The following is a 20,076-nucleotide window of genomic DNA, read 5'->3' as shown; positions in this document are numbered from 1 at the left end:
TTTCATGGCTTGCTTCCGAGTGATCATGTGGGGACCGATCACACGTCGAGGAATCGAACGTCCTTGGCGTTGCGGGTGATGAAGGACCTGCGTGCCTCGACGTCCTCGCCCATCAGCACGCTGAACAACTCGTCCGCGGTGGCGGCGTCGTCCAGGGTCACCTGGAGCAGCAGCCGGTGCGCCGGGTCCATCGTGGTTTCCCACAGTTCGTTGGCGTTCATCTCGCCAAGACCCTTGTAGCGCTGGATGCCGTCTTCTTTGTTGATCTTCTTGCCTGCCGCGAGACCGGCTTCGAGAACGCCGTCGCGCTCGCGGTCGGAGTAGGCGTACTCCGGGTCGGCGCGCTGCCACTTGATCTTGTACAGCGGCGGCTGCGACAGATAGACGTGCCCGTGCTCGATCAGCCCGCGCATGAAGCGGAACAGCAGGGTGAGCAGCAGAGTGGTGATGTGTTTGCCGTCGACGTCGGCGTCGGCCATCAGCACGACCTTGTGATAGCGCAGCTTGGTGACGTCGAAGTCTTCCTGGATGCCGGTGCCCAGGGCGGTGATCAGGCTCTGGACCTCGGTGTTCTTGAGGACCCGGTCGATCCGGGCCTTCTCCACGTTGATGATCTTTCCGCGGATCGGCAGGATCGCCTGGAAGCGCGACTCGCGGCCTTCCTTGGCCGAGCCGCCCGCCGAGTCACCCTCGACGATGTAGAGCTCGCACTCCTCCGGGTTGGTGGAGCGGCAGTCCTTGAGCTTGCCGGGCAGTCCGCCGATGTCGAGGGCGCCCTTGCGGCGGACCAGCTCGCGCGCCTTACGGGCCGCCATCCGGGCCTGCGCGGAGCCGACCGACTTGGTGACGATCGTCTTCGCCTCGACCGGGTTGCGCTCGAACCAGTCGGCCAGCCACTCGTTGCAGGTCTGCTGGACGAACGTCTTGGCCTCGGTGTTGCCGAGCTTCTGCTTGGTCTGGCCCTCGAACTGCGGCTCGGCCAGCTTGATCGACACGATCGCGGCGAGGCCCTCGCGGACGTCCTCACCGCTGAGGTTGGCGTCCTTCTCCTTGAGCAGCTTCTTCTCGCGCGCGTAGACGTTGACCACTCGGGTCAGCGCGGCGCGGAAGCCCTCCTCGTGCGTGCCGCCCTCGGGCGTGTTGATCGTGTTGGCGAAGGTGTAGACCGACTCGCTGTAGCCGGTGTTCCACTGCATCGCGACCTCGACCTCGATGCCCTTGCCCTTGGCCTCGAACGCGACGACCTTCTTGTGCAGGGCTTCGCGCGCGTGGTTGATGTGCTTGACGAAGTCCTCAAGGCCACCCGGGTAGCAGTAGGTGCGCTCCTTGACGCGGGCCGCGAGGCCGCTCGCATCGGCCTCGGACTCCTCGTCGGACACGCGCTCGTCGCGCAGGACGATGGTGAGGCCCTTGTTGAGGAACGCCATCTCCTGCAGCCTGCGGGCGACCGTCTCGGCGTTGTACTCGGTGGTCTCGAAGATCGTCGGGTCGGCCCAGAAGGTGATCGTCGTCCCGGTCTCGCGGGTCGGCTCGCCCTGCTGCACCGGCGTGACCGGCTTGGTGTCCTCGTAGCGCTGGCGCCAGACGTGGCCGTCGGTCTTGATCTCGGCCTCGAGCACCCGGGACAGGGCGTTGACCACGGAGATGCCGACGCCGTGCAGGCCGCCGGAGACCGCGTAGCTCTCGCTGTCGAACTTGCCGCCCGCGTGCAGCATGGTCATCACGACCTCGAGCGTGGAGCGCTTCTCCTCCGGGTGCTCGCCGACCGGGATGCCACGGCCGTCGTCGACGACACGGACGCCGCCATCAGCCAGCAGGGTGACCTCGACCTTGGTCGCGTGGCCCGCCATCGCCTCGTCGACCGAGTTGTCGACGACCTCCCAGATCAGGTGGTGCAGGCCGCGCTCGCCCGTGGAACCGATGTACATACCTGGGCGAAGCCGAACCGCCTCCAACCCCTTGAGGACGGAGATCGAGCCAGCGCCGTACGAGTTTTCCTGCTTGTTGGCTGCCACGTGCTCGGTGTCTCCTCGTGCGTCGGATCGACTGCGACGGCGGTGCGCGGACCTCGCCCTGCACACCCCTCGTCACATACTACTGGTGCGGTCGTCCAGAACCGGGTCAAGGACACCCCTGGTTGGTTCACAGGGCGGCGGATGCGATCGGGCACGAGTCCCGACGCCATCGGAGAGATCTCGACCCGCGACACTCAGCCGTAGGTGTCTCGCGGACCTCGGCCGGAAACGTGCCTCGGTCCATAGCGCCAACTCGGCGCCGTGGGCCCCTGGACTTTGAGTTTTTTGACCACTCCCTTGCCCACTCCCGCGGCGATCTGCCCGAGAAGCTGGCGTTGGAGCAGGCGGAGTTGAGTGGCCCAAGCCGTGGATTCGGCCGCCACCGTGAGTTCGCCGTCCTTGAGGGAGACCGGCTTGGCGTGTTCGGCCACTTCGGCGCCGACCAGGGCGGCCCATTTCCCGAAGACCTGGCCGCCCGCCAGGTGTTCGTTCCAGCCGCGGTCGACCGCGAGTCGGGATGCCAGCCTGCCGAGCGGCTGCGGGTCGCGGTCGTCCGCGCCCGGCCCCGACCAGCGGCGACGGCGGCGGGAGCCGGTGGATGTTCCACGTGGAACATTGCGTCCGCGCTGCCCTGCACGCCTGGTGTCGGCGGCCTTGCGGGCGGCGTCGAGAGCGGCCCGCGCAAGATCGGATCCACGCAGCGGAGAGTTCTCACTCTCCGTGGCACCTGTGGATGAATTGTTTTCGCGACCACTCTGAAGTGTGAATTCATCCCCGGATGTGGCGGGCTTTACTACGCCGGACGGACGCTTAGTCACGGTGTTATCCACACTATCCACAGGTTTATCCCCAGATGTGGTGCCACCCACCTTGCGCGGGGTAAGCGATCGTGGAGGGTCGTTAGGCCGAATGGTGCCGCCGAAGAGATCGTCAGACACGTCGTACCTCCCCGTCCGCCACGGAATACCGCGCCCCGGCCAGCTCGCTGGGCACATCTTCCTCCACCGCCGCGGTCACGAGGACCTGTTCGGCCCCCACGGCCACTTCGGCGAGTCGCTGCCTTCGCCGACGGTCCAGCTCGGCGAAGACATCGTCGAGCACCAGAACCGGCTCACTGCCTTCCGACCTGAGCAGGTCGTAGGACCCCAGCCGCAACGCCAGCGCGAACGACCACGACTCGCCGTGACTCGCGTACCCCTTCGCAGGCGCCTCGCCGAGAATGAGGTCCAGCTCATCGCGGTGCGGACCGACCAGGCTGACCCCGCGGTCCAGCTCCGCCTCACGGCGGACGACCAGCTCCGCGAGCAGTGCGTCGGCGACCACCTCGACATCCGCGCGCTCACCCTCGGCCTTGCCATACCCCTCGGGGAGGCTGTTCGCGATACCCGCGCGGTACGCGATCTGCGCGGGCCGCGACTCGGGAGCGACCCCCGCGTACGCCGCCGAGACCAGCGGCCCGATGTCGGCCACCAGGTCGAGCCGGGCGGCGAGCAGTTGGGCACCGTGCGTGGCGAGGTGACCGTCCCAGACGTCGAGCGTCGACAGCGCGTCCGGGTCGGCGCGGCGCGCGCGCCTGCTGGTCGCCGCGCTCTTGAGCAGCGCGTTCCGCTGCCGCAGCACCTTGTCGTAGTCCGCGCGGACACCGGCGTAGCGCGGCGCGCGCAGTACTAAGAGGTCGTCGAGAAACCGGCGGCGCTCACCCGGGTCTCCGCGCACGAGCGAAAGATCCTCGGGCGCGAACAACACCGTGCGCAGGATGCCCAGGACATCGCGGGTCCGCGGGACCGGCCCGCGGTTGACCCGGGCGCGGTTCGCCTTGCCGGGCGTGACCTCGAGTTCCACCGTCAGCTCACGGCCGTCGTTGACCACGGCCGTGCGGATGATGGCGCGCTGAGCACCGTGCCGGACCAGCGGCGCGTCGGACGCGACCCGGTGTGAGGACAGGGTCGCCACGTAGCCGATCGCCTCGACCAGGTTCGTCTTGCCCTGGCCGTTGGCGCCGACCAACACCGCTGGTCCCGGCTCCAGTTCCAGGTCGGCGAGCTCCCACGAGCGGAAGTCGACGACCTGTAAGTGCCGGACGTGCACTACTTCACTTCGCCTGCCCCGGACGTCGGTCCGGCCTTGTGCACCGCGTGCCCGCCAAACTGGTTCCGCAGCGCCGAGACAGCCTTCATCGCGGGCGAGTCGGCCTGCCGGGACGCGAACCGGGCGAACAGCGCGGCGGAGATCACCGGCGCGGGAACCGCGTGGTTGATCGCCTCCTCGACGGTCCACCGGCCCTCGCCGGAGTCCTCGACGTAGCCAGTCAGCTCGGACAGGCCCGGGTCTTCATCCAGGGCCTTGACCAGCAGGTCGAGCAGCCAGGACCGCACGACGGTGCCCCGGGTCCACGCCTTGAGCACCGCGGGGACGTCGGTGACGGCTTCCGCGGCGGTCAGCAGCTCGTAGCCCTCGGCATAGGCCTGCATCAGGCCGTACTCGATGCCGTTGTGGACCATCTTCGCGAAGTGGCCCGCGCCGACGGCGCCCGCGTGCGCGAAGCCTTCCTCACGCGGACCCTCCGGACGCAGCGCGTCGAAGATCGGCATCGCCCGCTCGACATCGGCTTCGGCGCCGCCGACCATCAGGCCGTAGCCGTTGTCCTTGCCCCAGACGCCACCGGACACCCCGCAGTCGAGGTAGCCGATCCCGTTCTTGGCGAGGAGATCGGCGTTGACCGTGTCGTCGGTGAAACGCGAGTTGCCGCCGTCGATCACCAGGTCGCCGTCGCTGAGCAGTTCACCCAGTTCGGCGACCGTCTGCCGGGTCGGCTCGCCCGCCGGGACCATGACCCACACGACTCGCGGCGCGTCGAGCTTCGCCGCGAGGTCGGCGAGCGACTCGGTGTCGCTGATCTCGGGGTTGCGGTCGTACCCGATGACATCGTGGCCCGCTGCGCGAAGACGCTCGCGCATGTTGAAGCCCATCTTGCCCAGGCCGACCAGTCCGAGCTGCATGTGTGGAATCTCCTCCGGTCGCGGGTCAGCCCGGGAGGCGGACCGGCATGAGCAGGTAGAGGTAGCCGGGGGTGACCTCGCCGTCCTCGCCGACCGGCTTGATCAGCGCGGGGCGGTTGGGCGTGGTGAACGACAGCTCGGCGCGGTCGCAGTGCAGCGCGGCCAGGCCGTCCTGCAGGTAGCCCGGGTTGAACGCGATGGTGACCGGGTCGCCGGTGAAGTCCACGGGCAGCTCTTCCTCGGCGCTGCCCTCGTCGTCGCCACCGGCTGACAGGCGCAGGCCGCCGTCGGAGAACTCGAGCCGCACCTGCGTCCCGCGCTCGGCGACGAGCGACACGCGCTTGATCGCCTCGACGAGCGGAGCGACCGAGATGATCGCCGCGGACGTCTGCTCGGACGGAAGGAGCTGGCGGTACCGCGGGAACTCGGCGTCGAGCAGCCGGGTCGTCGCGCGGCGGCCGGAACCGGACAGGCCGAGCAGGCCGTCACCGGGCGAGAGCGCGAGCTCGACCGTGCGTCCTGAACTGCCGAGCGCCTTTGCCGCCTCGGCCAGGGTGCGCGCGGGCACGAGCACCGCGGCGTCCTCGACGTCGCCGGACGGCTTCCACTCGAACTCACGCATCGCGAGCCGGAAGCGGTCGGTCGCCACGAGGGTTAGCTTGTCGCCGGCGATCTCCACCCGGACGCCGGTCAGCATCGGGAGGGTGTCGTCCTTGCCCGCCGCGACCGCGACCTGGCTGACCGCCTGGCCGAAGACCTCACCCGCGAGTTCACCCGCGTGCTGTGGCATCGCGGGCAACTGCGGGTAGTCCTCCACCGGCATGGTCGGCAGGCTGAACTTCGCGTTGCCGCACGCGATGGCGACCCGCGAGCCGTCGACCGAGATCTCGACGGGCTGGGCGGGGAGGGATTTGGTGATGTCGGCGAGCAGCCTGCCGGACACGAGAGTCCGTCCACCGTCGGCGACCGTCGCGGGGATGCCGACCGTGGCCGACACCTCGTAGTCGAAACCGGAGACGGTGAGTCCTTCGGAGCCGTCGGCTGAACCGGCATCGAGAAGAACCCCGCCAAGGACGGGAACGGGAGGCCGGGACGGGAGGCTGCGCGCGACCCAGGCGACGGCGTCGGCCAGGCCGTCGCGCTCGACGCGGATCTTCATGGGAGTCCTTTCCAGGCCCGACCGGTCCCCCTCACCGATCCTGCGAGGCGGGTCCGTCGAGCTGTCCACGCTGTAGGGCCCAACCGTAGAGCGTGATCCGCGTCCGCGTCATCCGGGGCGGTGTGGCGGCGGGAGGCCGTGGAGCGAGCTGTCCCCAGATTTCGCCGCCCCCTGTTTCTAGCTTTTTCTTTTCCTCTAGGGAGAACAAAGACAGCAGTAGTAATAGGTGCTGTGGATTGTGTGGACAACCCCCGTTGACGCAGGTCCGGGGCCGTGCCGGCCTGTGGGCAAGCCTGGGGTTGGACCGGTGGACAGATCGGGCCATCGGTGGATGGTTTCGGCGACCCCCAGTTTCGTCCACAGGGGGCCCAAGTTGTCCACAGATCCGTCCCCAGATGTTGGTCGAGTTGTGCCCAGGCAGGCGTTCCGCCACCCACAGGGTTGTACACAGGCAAATCCCCCGTTTCGGTGACGCAGACCACGTCATTTTCGACCCGCGCGGGGTTTCTGGGGGTGGGGATGGACGCTCCACCGCCCCAGAAAAGATGCGAACGGGCGGATTCGGAGGTCTGAACGGGTGGCGACGCCTGCGCCGAGCGACTCGGCCGGTGCGGGTGATGGGGTCGCGGGCGAGCGGATCGGGCGAAGTTTTCTGGGGATGTGGGCGGGCGTCCACGGCGGCAATAAAGTTGTGAATGGGTGCGCGCGGGGAGGGTGGAAGTACCGGCGCCGCCGCGGCTCGCTCGGCGGGGTCGAGGGATGCCGACCTCTCGGCGCATGTCCACCTCCCTCCTCACTGGAGTGCCATCTCGTTTGCCGACGATCCGGCTGCCACCGCGGGCGCCCCCGTTCGGCCTCGCCCACTGCTGCTTCGACCCGTACCTCCGCCGGCGGGCGCGGCGTGACACCGCGGCCGCCGACCGAACCACGCACGACGCGGACACGTTGCCGACGGCCGCGGACAGCAGTGGCACGCGAGTCGCCGCCCGCTGCGGGCATCGGCTCGACAGCACGTGTCGCGAACCCACGAACGTGCGCCGAACCAACTCGCTGCACGGCGGCCGCGGTCCGACTCGGTTCAAGCCCGCCGACTACCGGTTGTCGTAGGCCGCCGATCGGAACAGGCCGTCTCGATCAGGCAGCTGCGGCCAACCCATCTCCGCGCTCGACTGTCGAATCTCGACGACCGCGCTCGTTCGCGATGCCGAACTGCCGACCCGACTGCCGAACTTGGTCGCCGAACCCGAGCCGGCCAGCGAACCTTGTCGCCGAACCTGATCGCCGAACCTGATCGCCGCCGATTCGCTCGCTGGTCCCGATCCGGATTGCCCGTGGTGACCCGTGCGCGCTGCGCGTGCCGAACTGCTCGTGTTCGCCGGGGTCCGTTGCCGGACTTCGGCATGCCGAACGTGTCGACGTGAACTCGGGCAGCACGAATCGGGTCTCCGAAGCCGGGCGTGCCGAGAACGGGCGTGCTCAAACCCCGTGTCCCGATCGCTCGGGCATGCGGAACTCAGGCTTGCTGGTTGCTCGCTTGTGCCGGCTGGTCGCGCGGTCTTGCCGGGTGTGCGCCGTCGGTTGTGGTCTGGGCAAAGCACTTAAGCCCTTCGCGATCAGTGATCGTCGAAGGGCCGGGTGTTGCCAGCCTTGTGTTTAGGTGCGTTCTATCGCCTCGACCGCCCATCTCCGGTGAACAGGGACAGGTATCGGTGCCCGCAGGGGCGGGCGCGGCCGTCAGCCACGCCGCGGGTTTGCAGGCGGGCGTTCAGCGGCTTCAGGCGCGAGCGCGCTGTTTGATGCGGGAGGTCAGTTCCTGGACCTGGTCGTAGATGCGCCGTCGCTCGGCCATCTCCTTGCGGATCTTCTTGTCCGCGTGCATGACCGTGGTGTGGTCGCGGCCGCCGAAAGTCTGTCCGATCTTCGGCAGCGACAGGTCCGTGAGCTCCCGGCACAGGTACATGGAGATCTGGCGGGCTTGCGCAAGCGCTTTCGTCTTGCCTGGGCCGCAGAGGTCGTCGATGGAGACACCGAAGTACTCCGCGGTCACGGCCATGATCGTGGGCGCGGTGATCTCCGGGGCCTGCGAGTCCGGGATGAGGTCGCGTAGGACGATTTCGGCCAGGGTGACGTCGACCGGCTGGCGGTTGAGCGAGGCGAACGCCGTCACCCGGATGAGTGCGCCTTCTAGTTCGCGGATGTTCGCCTCGACGCGCGCGGCGATGAATTCCAGGACCTCGGCGGGTGCGGCTAAGCGGTCCTGCGCGGCTTTCTTCCTCAGGATGGCGATGCGGGTCTCGAGCTCGGGGGGCTGGATGTCGGTGATCAGGCCCCACTCGAACCTCGTCCGAAGCCGGTCCTCCAGCGTCTCGAGGCGCTTGGGGGGACGGTCGGAGGAGACGACGATCTGCTTGTTCGCGTTATGCAGGGTGTTGAAGGTGTGGAAGAACTCTTCCTGAGTACCTTCCTTGCCCTCGAGGAACTGGATGTCGTCGACCAGCAGCACGTCGATGTCGCGGTAGCGGCGCTGAAAAGCCACCTTGCGGTCGTCGCGCAGCGAGTTGATGAAGTCGTTGGTGAATTCCTCGGTCGACACGTAGCGCACGCGCATCCCGGGGAACAGGCGTTGCGCGTAGTGGCCGACCGCGTGGAGCAGGTGGGTCTTGCCAAGACCGGACTCGCCCCAGATGAACAGCGGGTTGTACGCGCGGGCGGGCGCCTCGGCGACGGCGACCGAGGCCGCGTGCGCGAAGCGGTTGGACGCGCCGATGACGAAGGTGTCGAACGTGTACTTCTCGTTCAGTCTGGTCTTCGAAGTCTGTGGTTGCGCGGGGGCGGTGAAGGGCTGGCCGCTGGTCGTGGGCTGGCCGGTGAAGGTGGGCCAGATCTCGTGGACCGTGGCGAGCGCGTCGCCTTCCTCGTCGACCTCCTCACCGTCGTCCTCGGCCTCGCCCGCGTACTGCGAGGCGGGCGGCGCTTCGACGGCCACGGCCATCGGGGCGTCCTGGCCGTCGACGGTCTGGTCGAGAGCGGGGTTGTGCGGCACCGGCGGGGCGGGCTTCGGCGGCGCCAGCGCGACGTCGACCTTGACGGCCAGCGACACGGCACGGCCAAGTCGGCGGGACAGGGCCTCGGTGATCGGCTCGCGCAGGGCGCGCTCGATGGCTTCCTTGGCGAAGTCGCTGGGCGCCGACAGCAGAGCGGTCCCGTCGAGAAGTCCGATCGGCCGGGTCATGCGCATCCAGGCGCGCTGCGACGGGGACAGTGTGCCCGCGGACAGCTCTCGAACTACTTGTTCCCAGACCACAGCCAGATTCAGCTGATTGTCGGACATCGGTGCCGCTCCCCTCCCCTCGTCGGCTTGTGGTCCAAGGCTGGTCCCGTCCGCGGGTGCCGTCAAACGTGCATCCACAGGGTTGTCCACAACTGTGCACGAAGGTACGGCGAACCGCAGAGGAAACCCCGGTGGGGGGTTCACGGTACTCAGTGGCTCGGCGACGACGGCTCAGCAGGGCTCCCATTCCCCGTCCGTCCAGCCAAGGGAACGCACGCTAACAAGGCGGGCCCGATGCCACAAGACGAGGTCGCAGGCAACAATGTGGACGACATCGGCGTGTCGCCGAGCGGTCGCCCCGCGTCGACGACAGGCCCCGGGTTTGGCCCGGCGGGAACCAATGCGTACCCTCATAAGGTCTCCCGCTTGCGGCGGGCGAGTTCTGCGTGCCCGTCACTGGTTGTCGCGCGAGTTCGTCCAGCCGTGCCCGGCAGGGGGCGCGAGACAAGAACTCAGCCGGAACCACCTGGCCAGCAAGTATCGGGAGAACGAGCCGTGAGCAAGCGCACCTTCCAGCCGAACAACCGTCGTCGGGCCAAGACCCACGGCTTCCGTCTGCGTATGCGGACCCGCGCGGGCCGCGCGATCATCGCGTCCCGTCGTCGGCAGGGCCGCAAAGAGCTGTCGGCCTGATTCCAGGCCGCCGTGCTCCCTGCGGCCGCTCGGCTGACCAGCAGCGCGGACTTCCAACGGGTGACCCGGAAAGGTCGCCGTGCTGGACGTCCCCGCCTCGTGGTGCATGCCATGACGGAGCGGATGCAAGCGACTACCGAAGCCGACCCTTGTGCGGAGCGGAACACCGTGCCGCCGAGGGTCGGTTTTGTCGTGAGCAAGGCGGTCGGAAACGCGGTGGTCCGCCACCGCGTCGCACGCAGGCTTCGGCACCTCGTGGGCGCCCGGCTCGGAACTCTCCCGCTCGGTACCGCGTTGGTTGTTAGAGCTCTTCCTCCGGCAGCAGGCGCGACGAGCGCCGAACTCGGCCAGGACTTCGACGCCGCGATCCGCAAGCTGCGACTGGTCGCGGATGACAGTGGTGGTGACCGGTGAAACAGGCAACGGCGGTACGCGGCGACGTCGCGACCGATCGTCCGGGCCCGGTCGCGCGCGTGCTGCTGGTTCCCGTGCACGTCTACCGGCGGTGGATCTCGCCGGTGCTCCCGCCCGCATGCCGCTTCTATCCGAGCTGCAGCGCGTACGCCGTCGAGGCGCTGACCGTCCATGGTGCTGTGCGCGGCTTGTGGCTCGCGTTACGCAGACTGTTGCGGTGTGGTCCGTGGCACCCAGGTGGCCTCGACCCCGTGCCGCCCCGAAAGCCGAAGAACGAGTCCGGGTCCACCAACCCGGCCGAACCGAATGTTGCCGAGGAGTAGTCCGTGCTCGATTTCATCTACTACCCGGTGTCCTTCATCCTCTGGTGTTGGCACTGGGTCTTCGGCCACGTGTTCGGCGAGGCGAGCGCCGTCTCCTGGGCGCTGGGCATCGTGTTCCTGGTCTTCACGCTGCGGGCGATCATGTACAAGCCCACGGTCAAGCAAGTGCGCTCCATGCGGAAGATGCAGGAGTTCGCGCCGGAGATCAAGAAGCTCCAGACGAAGTACAAGAACGACAAGCCGAAGATGCAGCAGGAGATGCAGAAGCTGCAGCAGCAGCACGGCGTCAACCCGCTGGGCGGCTGTCTGCCGATGCTGCTGCAGATCCCCGTCTTCCTCGGCCTGTTCCACGTGCTCCGCTCGTTCGGCAACAGCCCGACGGAGAACTACTTCTTCGACGAGCGCGGCGTCAGCTCCTACCTTGCCGCCGACCTCTTCGGCGCGCGGCTGGGCAACTGGATCACTGAGCCCGCCGCGGAGCTCGCGAGGTTCGAGGTCTCCCGGGGTTCGGTCATCCTCGTCGCTGTCCCGCTGATGATCGCGGCGAGCATCCTTACCCACCTCACCGCGCGGCACTCGGTGGCCCGGCAGAACCCGGAGTCGGCCACCCCGCAAACCGCGATGATGAACAAGCTGACGCTGTACATGTTCCCGCTGGGCGTGCTCGTCGGTGGCTTCTTCTTCCCGATCGGTCTGCTCATGTACTGGCTGAGCAACAACGGTTGGACGCTGGCGCAGCAGCACTTCGTGTACCGCAAGATCGACGCGGAGGAAGAGGAGAAGAAGGCCGCGGTCATCGAGAAGCGCAACGCTCTCGCGCCGAAGCCCGGCCAGAAGCCCGCGGCCAAGAAGCGTCCGGCCGCGTCGTCCCCGACCGCTTCGAGCGCTTCGACTGCTTCGAGCGCGTCGACCGCGAAGCCTGCCGCCGACAAGCCGGCCGCCACGCCGGAACCGCCCGCCGACAACGGCACCGAGATTCCCGGTCTGATCTCAGACCGATCCCGTAGCAAGAAGTCAGGTCGCAAGAACCGCTGAGGCGTTGCTGGACCTGGAGAGGAGAAACCGTGCCGGAGACGGTGCAGGAGTCCGAGAAGACCGTTGTCGAGGTTGAGGGCGGGGAGGCCCCGGCCGAGGGTACGACCGAGAACAGCGGGCGTGGGTCGACAGAGGAGCTGTTGGTCCAGGAAGGCGACATCGCCGGGGACTACCTGGAGCGGCTGCTCGACATCCTCGACTACGACGGCGACATCGATCTCGACGTTGAGGCCAGTCGTGCGGTCGTGAGCATCGACGGCGGTGAGGACCTGGAGAAGCTGGTGGGTCCCCGCGGCACTGTGCTCGAGTCACTGCAGGAACTGACGCGGCTGGCGGTGCAGCAGGAGACCGGCACCCGCAGCAGGCTGATGCTCGACGTCGCCGGCTGGCGCTCCGACCGCCGCGAGGAACTCCGCGACCTCGGCCGGGCGACCGCTCAGAAGGTGCTGGAGAGCGGCGAGCGGGTCCGGCTGCAGCCGATGACCCCGTTCGAACGCAAGGTCGTCCACGACGCGGTGGCGTCGGTGAAGGGCGTCCACAGCGAAAGCGAGGGCGAAGATCCCCGTCGGCGTGTGGTGGTCTTCCCGCAGTAGTTCGTTTGGCTTGAAAGGCGCGGCCCGTCGATGACGGGCCGCGCCTTTGTGTTTCACGTGAAACATTGCCGGTGGTGGGCCGGGCGGGGGCTTTCTGGGGTTGTGCGCTTGGGCGCGTGCGGGCGTTGTCGAGCAGCGTGGGCTGGGATGTCAGTGGGAGCGAGCCGGGGCGCGGCCAGGCGATGACATGGTCGAGCGGTTGCGCGGGATCCGGCCGGGGGCCACACGGGGTGGCGGCTTGGGTGAGGGCACCGGTGCGGGAGGTGTGTTGTCGCGACCCAAGGGAGACGGGGAGGCGACGGAGTTGGGGCGGGGGCGGAAGTCGAGAGCGGAGAGCGGGCCCCAGCAGCCAGGGGCCGAGGCTGCCTCTTAGCCCCCCGGTGCTACTCCCGGGCGGCGGCCCCAGATGCATGCTCTCGGCGTTGGGCCTCGCGTGCTAAGTGTCGCGTGCTGTGGTCGGGAGTTGTGGTCGGGACTTGGACGCAGACAGCCAGCGCGGTGATCGGTGCTAGGCCGTGGCACCCGGGGGCGCCGGATGCTGGGTGTCGGACACCGGACACCCGGACACCGAACACCCGCATGCTGGGCGCCGGATGCTGGGCGCGGGCGCGGACGCGGACGCGGGGCGCTGAGCCCTGGGCCCTGGTGTCGGGCACCGGGCACCGGGTGCCCGGTGCCCGGTGCTGGGTGCTGGGTGCGGGGCGTCGGGTACTGGGTCGTTGGGTGCCGGGTGCGGGGCGCGCATCGCAGGGCGTTCGGTGCGGGGCCGGGCGTTGGCTGCTGCGACCACTGGGTGCTGGGTGGGGTGATTGGTGCTGCGCGTTGGAAGTCAGAAGGCGGGTGCGGACAGCCGGATGCCGGCAGCCGGGTGCTGGGCGTGGAGCTGGGGCGTTGGCGGCTGAGCGCCGATAGCTGGCGGCCGGGTGCGGGCTCGGATACTAGGTGCGGGCAGGCGTCGGGCGCTGTGGCCGGGTGGCGGGCGCAGGGAGCCGGTACAGCGGGCCGGGTGCCGGTGCTGGGAGCTGCGATCGGCGGCGATCTCACGTAGCCACCATGGAGTGGGCGACTGCTGGCCGCGAGATCTCGGACAGTCCAGCGCTGGGCCGAGAGTCGCACCGGGCTGGGCACCGGGTGCCTGAACGCGGAGAGTGGGGCGCGGCGCCGAGCGCCGAGAGTCGGACGCTGGGCGCTGGGGCGGGATGAGAGCTGGGGGTTGGGGCTGAGCGTCGGGCGCGGGAGTCGGAGGGCGTGGACTGACAGTCGACCCTTGACGGCCGCACGTCGGACATGGCAGCCGGGCGCCGAGTGCTGGGATGTGGTCGCTGGGTCGCCGGCCCCGTGCCCGGCCCCGTGCCAGCCCCGTGCCGGTGCCGGCAGCGGTAGCGGGCGTGGCGGGGTGGAGCGGGCGTGCGGGGTGGGTAGTCGAGCCAAGGGAATTTCTCACCGACGACGGGCAGTCGGAGTTGCCTGCCAGCCATCCCCTTCGTGTTCGTCCCGCCGGGCCTGCCCGGCGAGTCAGTGTGCGAGTGGGGTTGTGGTCGGGCGCGACGAGCCCGCAGGTCGGGTTGGCCGTTGTTGACTGTCGGGCTGTCGAGGTATGTCTGGTGGTGGAGTTGGACCCGGGTTGTCGGCGGGCTTGGTGGCGTTGGGCCCACTCCCCTGCCGAATCTCGATGTTTCACGTGAAACGTGCGGAGCGCCTGCGGAGTCGTCCGGAGGCATCAGCGACAATCGGAGTGCACGGTTTCACGTGAAACATCGGGATGGGACTTATTCGGTATGACCAACGTTGACCGGACCGTCGCGGCCACTGCTGCCGCTGTGTTCGGAGATCGGCTGGAGCTCGCGGAGCGGTTCGTCGGGTTGCTGACCGAGCATGGGGTGGAGCGGGGACTTATCGGGCCGCGTGAGGTCGAGCGGCTCTGGGATCGGCATGTCCTCAACTCCGCCGTGGTCGCCGAGCAGATGCCTGTCGAGTCCCGGGTGGTCGACGTCGGCTCCGGGGCCGGGCTGCCGGGGATCCCGCTCGCCATCGCCCGGCCGGATCTTCAGATAGTTCTGGTGGAACCTATGGCCCGACGGGTGGCGTGGCTGGACGAGGTCGTGGAGACTCTCGGACTGACGTCGGTCATCGTTCTCCGCGGCCGAGCCGAGGAACCGAGCATCAAGGACGACGTCGCCGGTGCCGATGTGGTCACCGCCCGGGCCGTCGCCCCACTTGCCAAGTTGTGTGGGTGGTGTCTGCCGTTGCTCCGAGTCGGTGGCCGACTGGTGGCACTCAAGGGCACCAGCGCCGTCGAGGAGATCGCACGGGACCGGCAGGCCGTGGCCAGACTGGGTGGCGCCGATCCGCGGGTCGAGACCTGCGGGGCTGATGTCCTCGAGGTGCCGACGACGGTCGTGGTCGTCGACCGGGTGGCGATGACGCGCAGGCGGACAAGGAAGGATCAGGGTGCATACCGTGCCTGAGAACGGAGCGAGGATGTTCCACGTGAAACAACGGCTTTCGAGGGGGAAAAACCAGTGACTCAGCCGTCTCCCGCATCCGTCGCAGGTTGGACGCCCATAGCTGAAGAGGCCGCCAGGGCCACCCGGATGAAGCACCCGGAAGCACCGTTCCCGCGCCCCACTCACCGGCGCGTGATGACCGTGGCGAACCAGAAGGGTGGGGTCGGCAAGACGACCAGCACCGTCAACCTGGCCGCCGCGCTCGCCATGCACGGGCTACGTGTCCTGGTCATCGACCTCGACCCGCAGGGCAACGCCAGCACCGCGCTCGGGGTCGACCACCGGTCCGGCACGCCGTCGGTCTACGAGGTGCTTCTCGGCGAGGTGACCCTCGCCGACGCCGCGCAGACCAGCGACCAGTCCGATCTCCTCTTCTGCGTGCCCGCCACGATCGACCTGGCGGGAGCCGAGATCGAGTTGGTCTCGATGGCCGGCCGTGAGTCCCGGCTCAAGGAGGCGCTCTCCGACGAGGCGCTCGACCAGCTCAACCCGGACTATGTCTTCATCGACTGCCCGCCGTCACTCGGTCTGCTGACCGTCAACGCGATGGTCGCCGCCCAGGAAGTCCTGATCCCCATCCAGTGCGAGTATTACGCGCTCGAAGGACTCAGCCAGCTGCTGCGCAACATCGAGCTTGTGCAGAGTCACCTGAACCGCGCGCTGACCGTCTCGACGATCCTGCTGACGATGTACGACGGCCGCACCAAGCTCGCCGACCAGGTGACCTCGGAGGTCCGCCACCACTTCGGCGACACGGTCCTCAAGACCGTCATCCCGCGCAGCGTGAAGGTCTCCGAAGCCCCCGGCTACGGCCAGACCGTGCTCGCCTACGACCCAGGTTCCCGCGGCGCCATGTCGTACCTGGACGCCGCGCGTGAAGTCGCCTTCCGAGGAGCAGAGGTACAGCAATGACCGGACCAGCCGGACGCAAGGGCGGCCTGGGCCGTGGCCTCGCCGCACTCATCCCCCAGGGCCCGCCGCCGCCTCCCGTCGACGTGACGACGCCGCGAACGGAGGTGCGGATCGAGGGGCTGACCAATAACCACCACAACAACCACCGGGCGCCCGGCCACACCGGCAGCGTCGCGGGCGCGGTCTACCGGGAGATCGACACGGCGTCGATCATGGCGAACCCGAAGCAGCCGCGGCAGGTGTTCGACGAGGACGCGCTCGCCGAGTTGGAGCACTCGATCCGCGAGTTCGGGCTCATGCAGCCGATCGTGGTTCGTGAGCTGGGTGACGACAAGTTTGAGCTCGTCATGGGCGAGCGCAGGCTGCGCGCGTCGCAGCGAGCCGGGCTCAAGCGCATCCCCGCGATCGTCCGGCAGACGGCCGACGACGCCATGCTGCGCGACGCGCTGCTGGAGAACATCCACCGGGTCCAGCTCAACCCGCTCGAAGAGGCGGCCGCGTACCAGCAGCTGCTCGAAGAGTTCGAGGTGACGCACGAGGACCTGGCGGTCCGCATCGGGCGCAGCAGGCCGGTCATCACCAACACCATCCGACTGCTCAAACTCCCCCTCCCCGTGCAGCGCCGAGTCGCCGCGGGCGTGCTGTCCGCCGGGCACGCGCGTGCTCTGCTGGGACTTGAGGAGCCGGGCGAGCAGGAGGAGCTGGCGACCCGCATCGTCGCCGAGGGGTTGTCGGTCCGCGCGACCGAGGAAGCGGTCACGCTCGCGAAGAGCGCTCCCGCCGCCAAGCCGAAGGCCGCGCCGCGCAAGCCGATGGTCGCCCCTGGCCTCCAAGACGTCGCCGAGCGGCTGTCGGACAAGTTCGACACCCGCGTCCGAGTCGAACTCGGGAAGCGAAAAGGCCGGATTGTCGTCGAATTCGGGTCGGTTGACGACCTCGAACGCATCGTCGGCATGATGGCGGAAAATAGGACAATTCAGACATAGAAATCCCGCAAGGGATCACACCAGGTACTTACGTCACGGTGACGATGGCGCTGAGTGGGTGAATTTCACTCAGCGTGAGCGGGCGATGGCTCGGTCGATCAGCCCGGCATAGATCGCGCCGAGCGACCGACCGGCCGCCTCGACCGCCATCGGCACCAGCGAGGTCTCGGTCAGTCCCGGCGACAGGTTCACTTCGAGGAAGTGGACGGCGCCCGACGGATCGATGACGGCGTCGGTCCGCGAGATGTCGCGGAGCCCGAGGAGCTTGTGCGCTGTCACCGCGAGTTCGGCGACAGCGTCGGCGGTCTTCGGGTCGAGCCGGGCCGGGGTGTGGAAAGTCGTGAGTCCGGCGGTGTACCGGGCGGTGTAGTCGTAGACGCCGCTCTCCGGGACGATCTCGACCGCGGGAAGCGCCTCGGGGCCATCCGGCCCGTCGATCACCGTGACCGCGACCTCGACTCCGTCGACGAACTTCTCGGCGAGGACGGCGTCGCTGTAGGCGAGGCAGCCGACCATCGCGGTCGGCAGGTTCGCCGCGTCGCGCACCACCTGGGCGCCGAGCGCCGAGCCGCCCTTGTCGGGCTTGAGCATCAGCGGCAGACCCAGCCGCTGCACCATCGACTCCAGGACGGGCGCCGCGCCCAGTTCGCGGAACGTGCTGTGCGGCAGCACGACCCAGTCCGGCGTCAGCACTCCCGCGCGCGCCAGCTCCGCCTTGGCGGTCGGCTTGTCCCACGACCGCCTGCACGCGTCCGGATCGGTGCCCACGTACGGGATCGACAGGAGGTCCAAGATCGTCTGGATCGAGCCGTTCTCACCCTCGCCGCCGTGCAGCGCGACGACGACCGCGTCGGGCCGGTGTTCGCGCAGCCGGTGCAGCAGGTTCGCGTCGGCGTCCCACTCCTGCACCGTGACCCCGACCGTCCGCAGGGCGGCGGAGATCCGCCTGCCGGACCGCAACGACACATCGCGCTCGTGGGACAGGCCTCCGGCGAGTACGGCCACGAAGCGATCGGTCACTGCGAACTCCTTGACTATCCGATTGATCACGCGGTGTCGGGCGTGGGGGTCTGCGGTCCCGAGAGCGAACGACTCGTCGACGGACCGAAGGTGTTGAGCAGTTCGATCTCCTCGGTGAGCACGCTCGCGAGCCTGCGCACGCCCTCGGAGATCCGCTCGGGCGGTGGGTAGCAGAACGACAGCCGCATCTGCCTGCTGCCGAAACCGTCGGCGTAGAAGCCGGTTCCGGGAACGTAGGCGACCCGGGCGGTGACCGCGCGCGGCTGCATCGCTTTGGTGTCCACACCTTCCGGCACGGTCATCCAGACGAAGAAGCCGCCGTCGGGCCGCGTCCACGTGCAGCCGGGCGGCATGTGCTGTTCCAGGCCGGACAGCAGCGCGTCGCGCCGTTCGCGGTACATCGATTGGAAGGACTTGATCTGGCCCTTCCAGTCGTGCGTGGCGAGGTAGCGCGAGACGATCAGCTGGTTGAGCGTCGGCGGGCACAGCGACGCGGATTCGGCCGCCAGCACCAGCTTCTCGCGCACGGCGTGCGGCGCCAGCGCCCAGCCGACGCGCAGGCCGGAGGCGAAGGTCTTGGAGAACGAGCCGAGGTAGATCACGTTGTCGGCGTCCATCGAGCGCAGCGCCGGGTAGATCTGTCCGTCGAAGCCGAGCAGGCCGTACGGGTTGTCCTCGATGACGAGCACGTCGTGGCGCGCGCAGATGTCGAGCACCTCGGCCCGGCGGTTGACCGCCATCGTCACGCCTGCGGGGTTCTGAAAGTTCGGGATCGTGTAGAGGAACTTGACCCGCCGACCGGCCTGCTGGGCGGCGCCCAGGGCGGCCCGCAGCGCTTCGGGGACCAGCCCGTGCTCGTCCATGGCGACATGCCGGACGTCGGCCTGGTACGACGCGAAGGTGCCCAGGGCGCCCACGTACGACGGCCCCTCGGCCAGGACGATGTCGCCTGGATCGCAGAAGATGCGGGTCACCAGGTCCAGTGCCATCTGCGAGCCGACGGTGACGACCAAGTCGTCGGGGTGGCCGGTGACGCCCTCCAGAGCCATCACCTCGCAGATCTGCTCACGCAGCAGTGGGACACCGTGCGCCGAGCCGTACTGCAGCGCGGTCAGACCCTCGTCGGTGATGATCGAAGCGACCTGCTCGGACAGGAAGTCCAGCGGCAGCGCGGCCAGGTTCGGCATCCCGCCCGCGAGCGAGACGACCTCCGGACGGCTCGCCACCGCGAACAGCGCACGGACCTCGGATGCCGTCATCCCCGCAGCTCGCGCGGCGTAGCGCTGCAGGTGCGGGTCGAGGCTGCGCGCGCCGAGTCTCTCCGGCGGCTGTCCAGGCGTCATCGGGCGCTCCGTCGGTGCAGGTAGATCAATCGAGTGTAACCGGACAGGTGACTTAGCCCTGATTATCGCTTCAACGGTTCCCGCGCAGGGCACATGGTCCTATTCTGGGTTGGGTATCACGCCGTCCTCCTGCGGACGGTCGTTCCGCGAGGCATCGCATGTGTGCGGGAGGTTGGGTGTCGCGACGCGTTGTAGGCGTCACGTTGGACAACCTGGAGCACCTTCCGAAGCACTGTCGCGGATGCGTGTACTGGGAACTAGCGCCACACCTCAAAGAGCAGGCTGAGGAGTTCGGCACCTGCGAACTCGAGAAAGAGGCCTGGGTTTCGAGCGTCCTTTTGGAGTGGGGTTCCTGCGGGCGCGTCGTCTACAGCGACAAACTGCCCGTCGGGTTCGTCCTCTACGCGCCGCCGAACGCGGTCCCGCGGGCTTCGGCCTTCCCGACGTCGCCGGTGAGCGCCGACTCGGTCGTCCTGACCGGCTTCCACGTCGTGCCGGAGTTCCGTGGTGGCGGACTCGGCCGAATGTTGGTCCAGGCCGTCGCGAAAGACCTGACCAGGCGCGGTGTGAAGGCGATCGAGGCCTTCGGCGACGCCCAGCCCGACGAGGAGCGGTCCTGCGTCGTGCCCGCCGACTTCCTGACGAGCGTCGGCTTCAAGACCGTGCGCCCGCACCCCCGGTGGCCCCGCCTGCGCCTTGAACTGCGCTCGGCCATCACCTGGAAGGAAGACGTCGAGGCGGCGCTCGAGCGGCTGCTGGGGACGGTCTCGGTGAGCACCGCGAGCCCGGTGCTCCAGCGTTAGGTC

Annotated in this window: 18 protein-coding genes; 10 read left to right on the top strand and 8 right to left on the bottom strand. The window is 68.5% G+C overall.

Features of this window, described 5'->3' with window-relative positions; translation table 11 throughout:
• Positions 1-38 precede the first annotated feature (38 nt).
• The 5 genes from gyrB to dnaN form a co-directional block, all read right to left on the bottom strand.
• Positions 39-2,015: a DNA topoisomerase (ATP-hydrolyzing) subunit B gene (gene gyrB / locus GPZ80_RS18810; protein ID WP_187221784.1), complete on the bottom strand. Its 1,977-nt coding sequence runs from the start codon at positions 2,013-2,015 to the stop codon at positions 39-41.
• A 194-nt stretch (positions 2,016-2,209) separates the two neighbouring features.
• Positions 2,210-2,716: a DciA family protein gene (locus GPZ80_RS18805; RefSeq protein ID WP_187221964.1), complete on the bottom strand. Its 507-nt coding sequence runs from the start codon at positions 2,714-2,716 to the stop codon at positions 2,210-2,212.
• A 229-nt stretch (positions 2,717-2,945) separates the two neighbouring features.
• Complete coding sequence (gene recF / locus GPZ80_RS18800) at positions 2,946-4,103, bottom strand: DNA replication/repair protein RecF (protein ID WP_187221782.1); 1,158 nt, start codon at positions 4,101-4,103, stop codon at positions 2,946-2,948.
• Positions 4,103-5,014, bottom strand: coding sequence for a phosphogluconate dehydrogenase (NAD(+)-dependent, decarboxylating) (gnd, locus tag GPZ80_RS18795; RefSeq protein ID WP_187221780.1), 912 nt, complete (start codon positions 5,012-5,014; stop codon positions 4,103-4,105). The genes recF and gnd overlap by 1 nt, the downstream gene beginning before the upstream one ends.
• A gap of 25 nt (positions 5,015-5,039) precedes the next feature.
• Complete coding sequence (dnaN, locus tag GPZ80_RS18790) at positions 5,040-6,173, bottom strand: DNA polymerase III subunit beta (RefSeq protein WP_187221779.1); 1,134 nt, start codon at positions 6,171-6,173, stop codon at positions 5,040-5,042.
• Between the two features lie 801 nt (positions 6,174-6,974).
• Between dnaN and GPZ80_RS18785 the strand changes: the two genes are divergently transcribed.
• Entirely contained in the window at positions 6,975-7,280 is a 306-nt protein-coding gene (locus tag GPZ80_RS18785) for a hypothetical protein (protein WP_187221777.1), read from the top strand.
• Between the two features lie 667 nt (positions 7,281-7,947).
• Here the strand turns inward: GPZ80_RS18785 and dnaA are convergent.
• On the bottom strand, positions 7,948-9,504 hold the full coding sequence (gene dnaA, locus GPZ80_RS18780; protein ID WP_187221774.1) for a chromosomal replication initiator protein DnaA: 1,557 nt from the start codon (positions 9,502-9,504) through the stop codon (positions 7,948-7,950).
• Positions 9,505-9,999: 495 nt separating this feature from the next.
• On the opposite strand from dnaA, the gene rpmH reads away from it, so the two are divergent.
• The 8 genes from rpmH to GPZ80_RS18740 all read left to right on the top strand — a co-directional run bounded on the left by rpmH (position 10,000) and on the right by GPZ80_RS18740 (position 16,907).
• Entirely contained in the window at positions 10,000-10,137 is a 138-nt protein-coding gene (gene rpmH, locus GPZ80_RS18775; RefSeq protein WP_091383715.1) for a 50S ribosomal protein L34, read from the top strand.
• A 12-nt stretch (positions 10,138-10,149) separates the two neighbouring features.
• A complete protein-coding gene (rnpA, locus tag GPZ80_RS18770) occupies positions 10,150-10,551 on the top strand; it encodes a ribonuclease P protein component (protein WP_187221773.1) in 402 nt (133 codons plus the stop codon).
• Complete coding sequence (gene yidD / locus GPZ80_RS18765; RefSeq protein WP_187221771.1) at positions 10,548-10,874, top strand: membrane protein insertion efficiency factor YidD; 327 nt, start codon at positions 10,548-10,550, stop codon at positions 10,872-10,874. Before rnpA ends, yidD begins: the two co-directional genes overlap by 4 nt.
• A gap of 3 nt (positions 10,875-10,877) precedes the next feature.
• Complete coding sequence (gene yidC / locus GPZ80_RS18760; protein ID WP_187221769.1) at positions 10,878-11,909, top strand: membrane protein insertase YidC; 1,032 nt, start codon at positions 10,878-10,880, stop codon at positions 11,907-11,909.
• 29 nt (positions 11,910-11,938) lie between these two features.
• Positions 11,939-12,502, top strand: coding sequence for a Jag family protein (locus tag GPZ80_RS18755; protein WP_187221767.1), 564 nt, complete (start codon positions 11,939-11,941; stop codon positions 12,500-12,502).
• A 1,778-nt stretch (positions 12,503-14,280) separates the two neighbouring features.
• The gene (gene rsmG, locus GPZ80_RS18750) at positions 14,281-14,970 is read left to right on the top strand and encodes a 16S rRNA (guanine(527)-N(7))-methyltransferase RsmG (RefSeq protein WP_187221765.1); all 690 of its coding nucleotides are present in this window, start codon (positions 14,281-14,283) and stop codon (positions 14,968-14,970) included.
• Between the two features lie 126 nt (positions 14,971-15,096).
• Positions 15,097-15,921 carry a ParA family protein gene (locus GPZ80_RS18745; protein ID WP_187221763.1) on the top strand — a complete coding sequence of 275 codons (825 nt, stop codon included), beginning with the start codon at positions 15,097-15,099 and terminating at the stop codon, positions 15,919-15,921.
• Entirely contained in the window at positions 15,918-16,907 is a 990-nt protein-coding gene (locus GPZ80_RS18740; protein ID WP_187221760.1) for a ParB/RepB/Spo0J family partition protein, read from the top strand. The genes GPZ80_RS18745 and GPZ80_RS18740 overlap by 4 nt, the downstream gene beginning before the upstream one ends.
• A gap of 69 nt (positions 16,908-16,976) precedes the next feature.
• Here the strand turns inward: GPZ80_RS18740 and GPZ80_RS18735 are convergent, their stop codons facing one another.
• Both GPZ80_RS18735 and GPZ80_RS18730 read right to left on the bottom strand, forming a co-directional pair.
• The gene (locus GPZ80_RS18735) at positions 16,977-17,927 is read right to left on the bottom strand and encodes a D-alanine--D-alanine ligase family protein (protein WP_187221759.1); all 951 of its coding nucleotides are present in this window, start codon (positions 17,925-17,927) and stop codon (positions 16,977-16,979) included.
• A 26-nt stretch (positions 17,928-17,953) separates the two neighbouring features.
• Positions 17,954-19,270, bottom strand: a complete 1,317-nt coding sequence (locus tag GPZ80_RS18730) for an aminotransferase-like domain-containing protein (RefSeq protein WP_187221757.1) — start codon at positions 19,268-19,270, stop codon at positions 17,954-17,956.
• Between the two features lie 176 nt (positions 19,271-19,446).
• Here GPZ80_RS18730 and GPZ80_RS18725 point away from each other — a divergent pair, with 176 nt between their 5' ends.
• Positions 19,447-20,073: a GNAT family N-acetyltransferase gene (locus tag GPZ80_RS18725; RefSeq protein ID WP_091376902.1), complete on the top strand. Its 627-nt coding sequence runs from the start codon at positions 19,447-19,449 to the stop codon at positions 20,071-20,073.
• Positions 20,074-20,076: the final 3 nt, after the last annotated feature.

This window comes from Actinokineospora xionganensis (assembly GCF_014323725.1).
GTDB classification, from domain to species: Bacteria; Actinomycetota; Actinomycetes; order Mycobacteriales; family Pseudonocardiaceae; genus Actinokineospora; species Actinokineospora xionganensis.
Note: the sequence above shows the minus strand (reverse complement) of the source record. Positions and strands in the feature narration are given on the sequence as shown.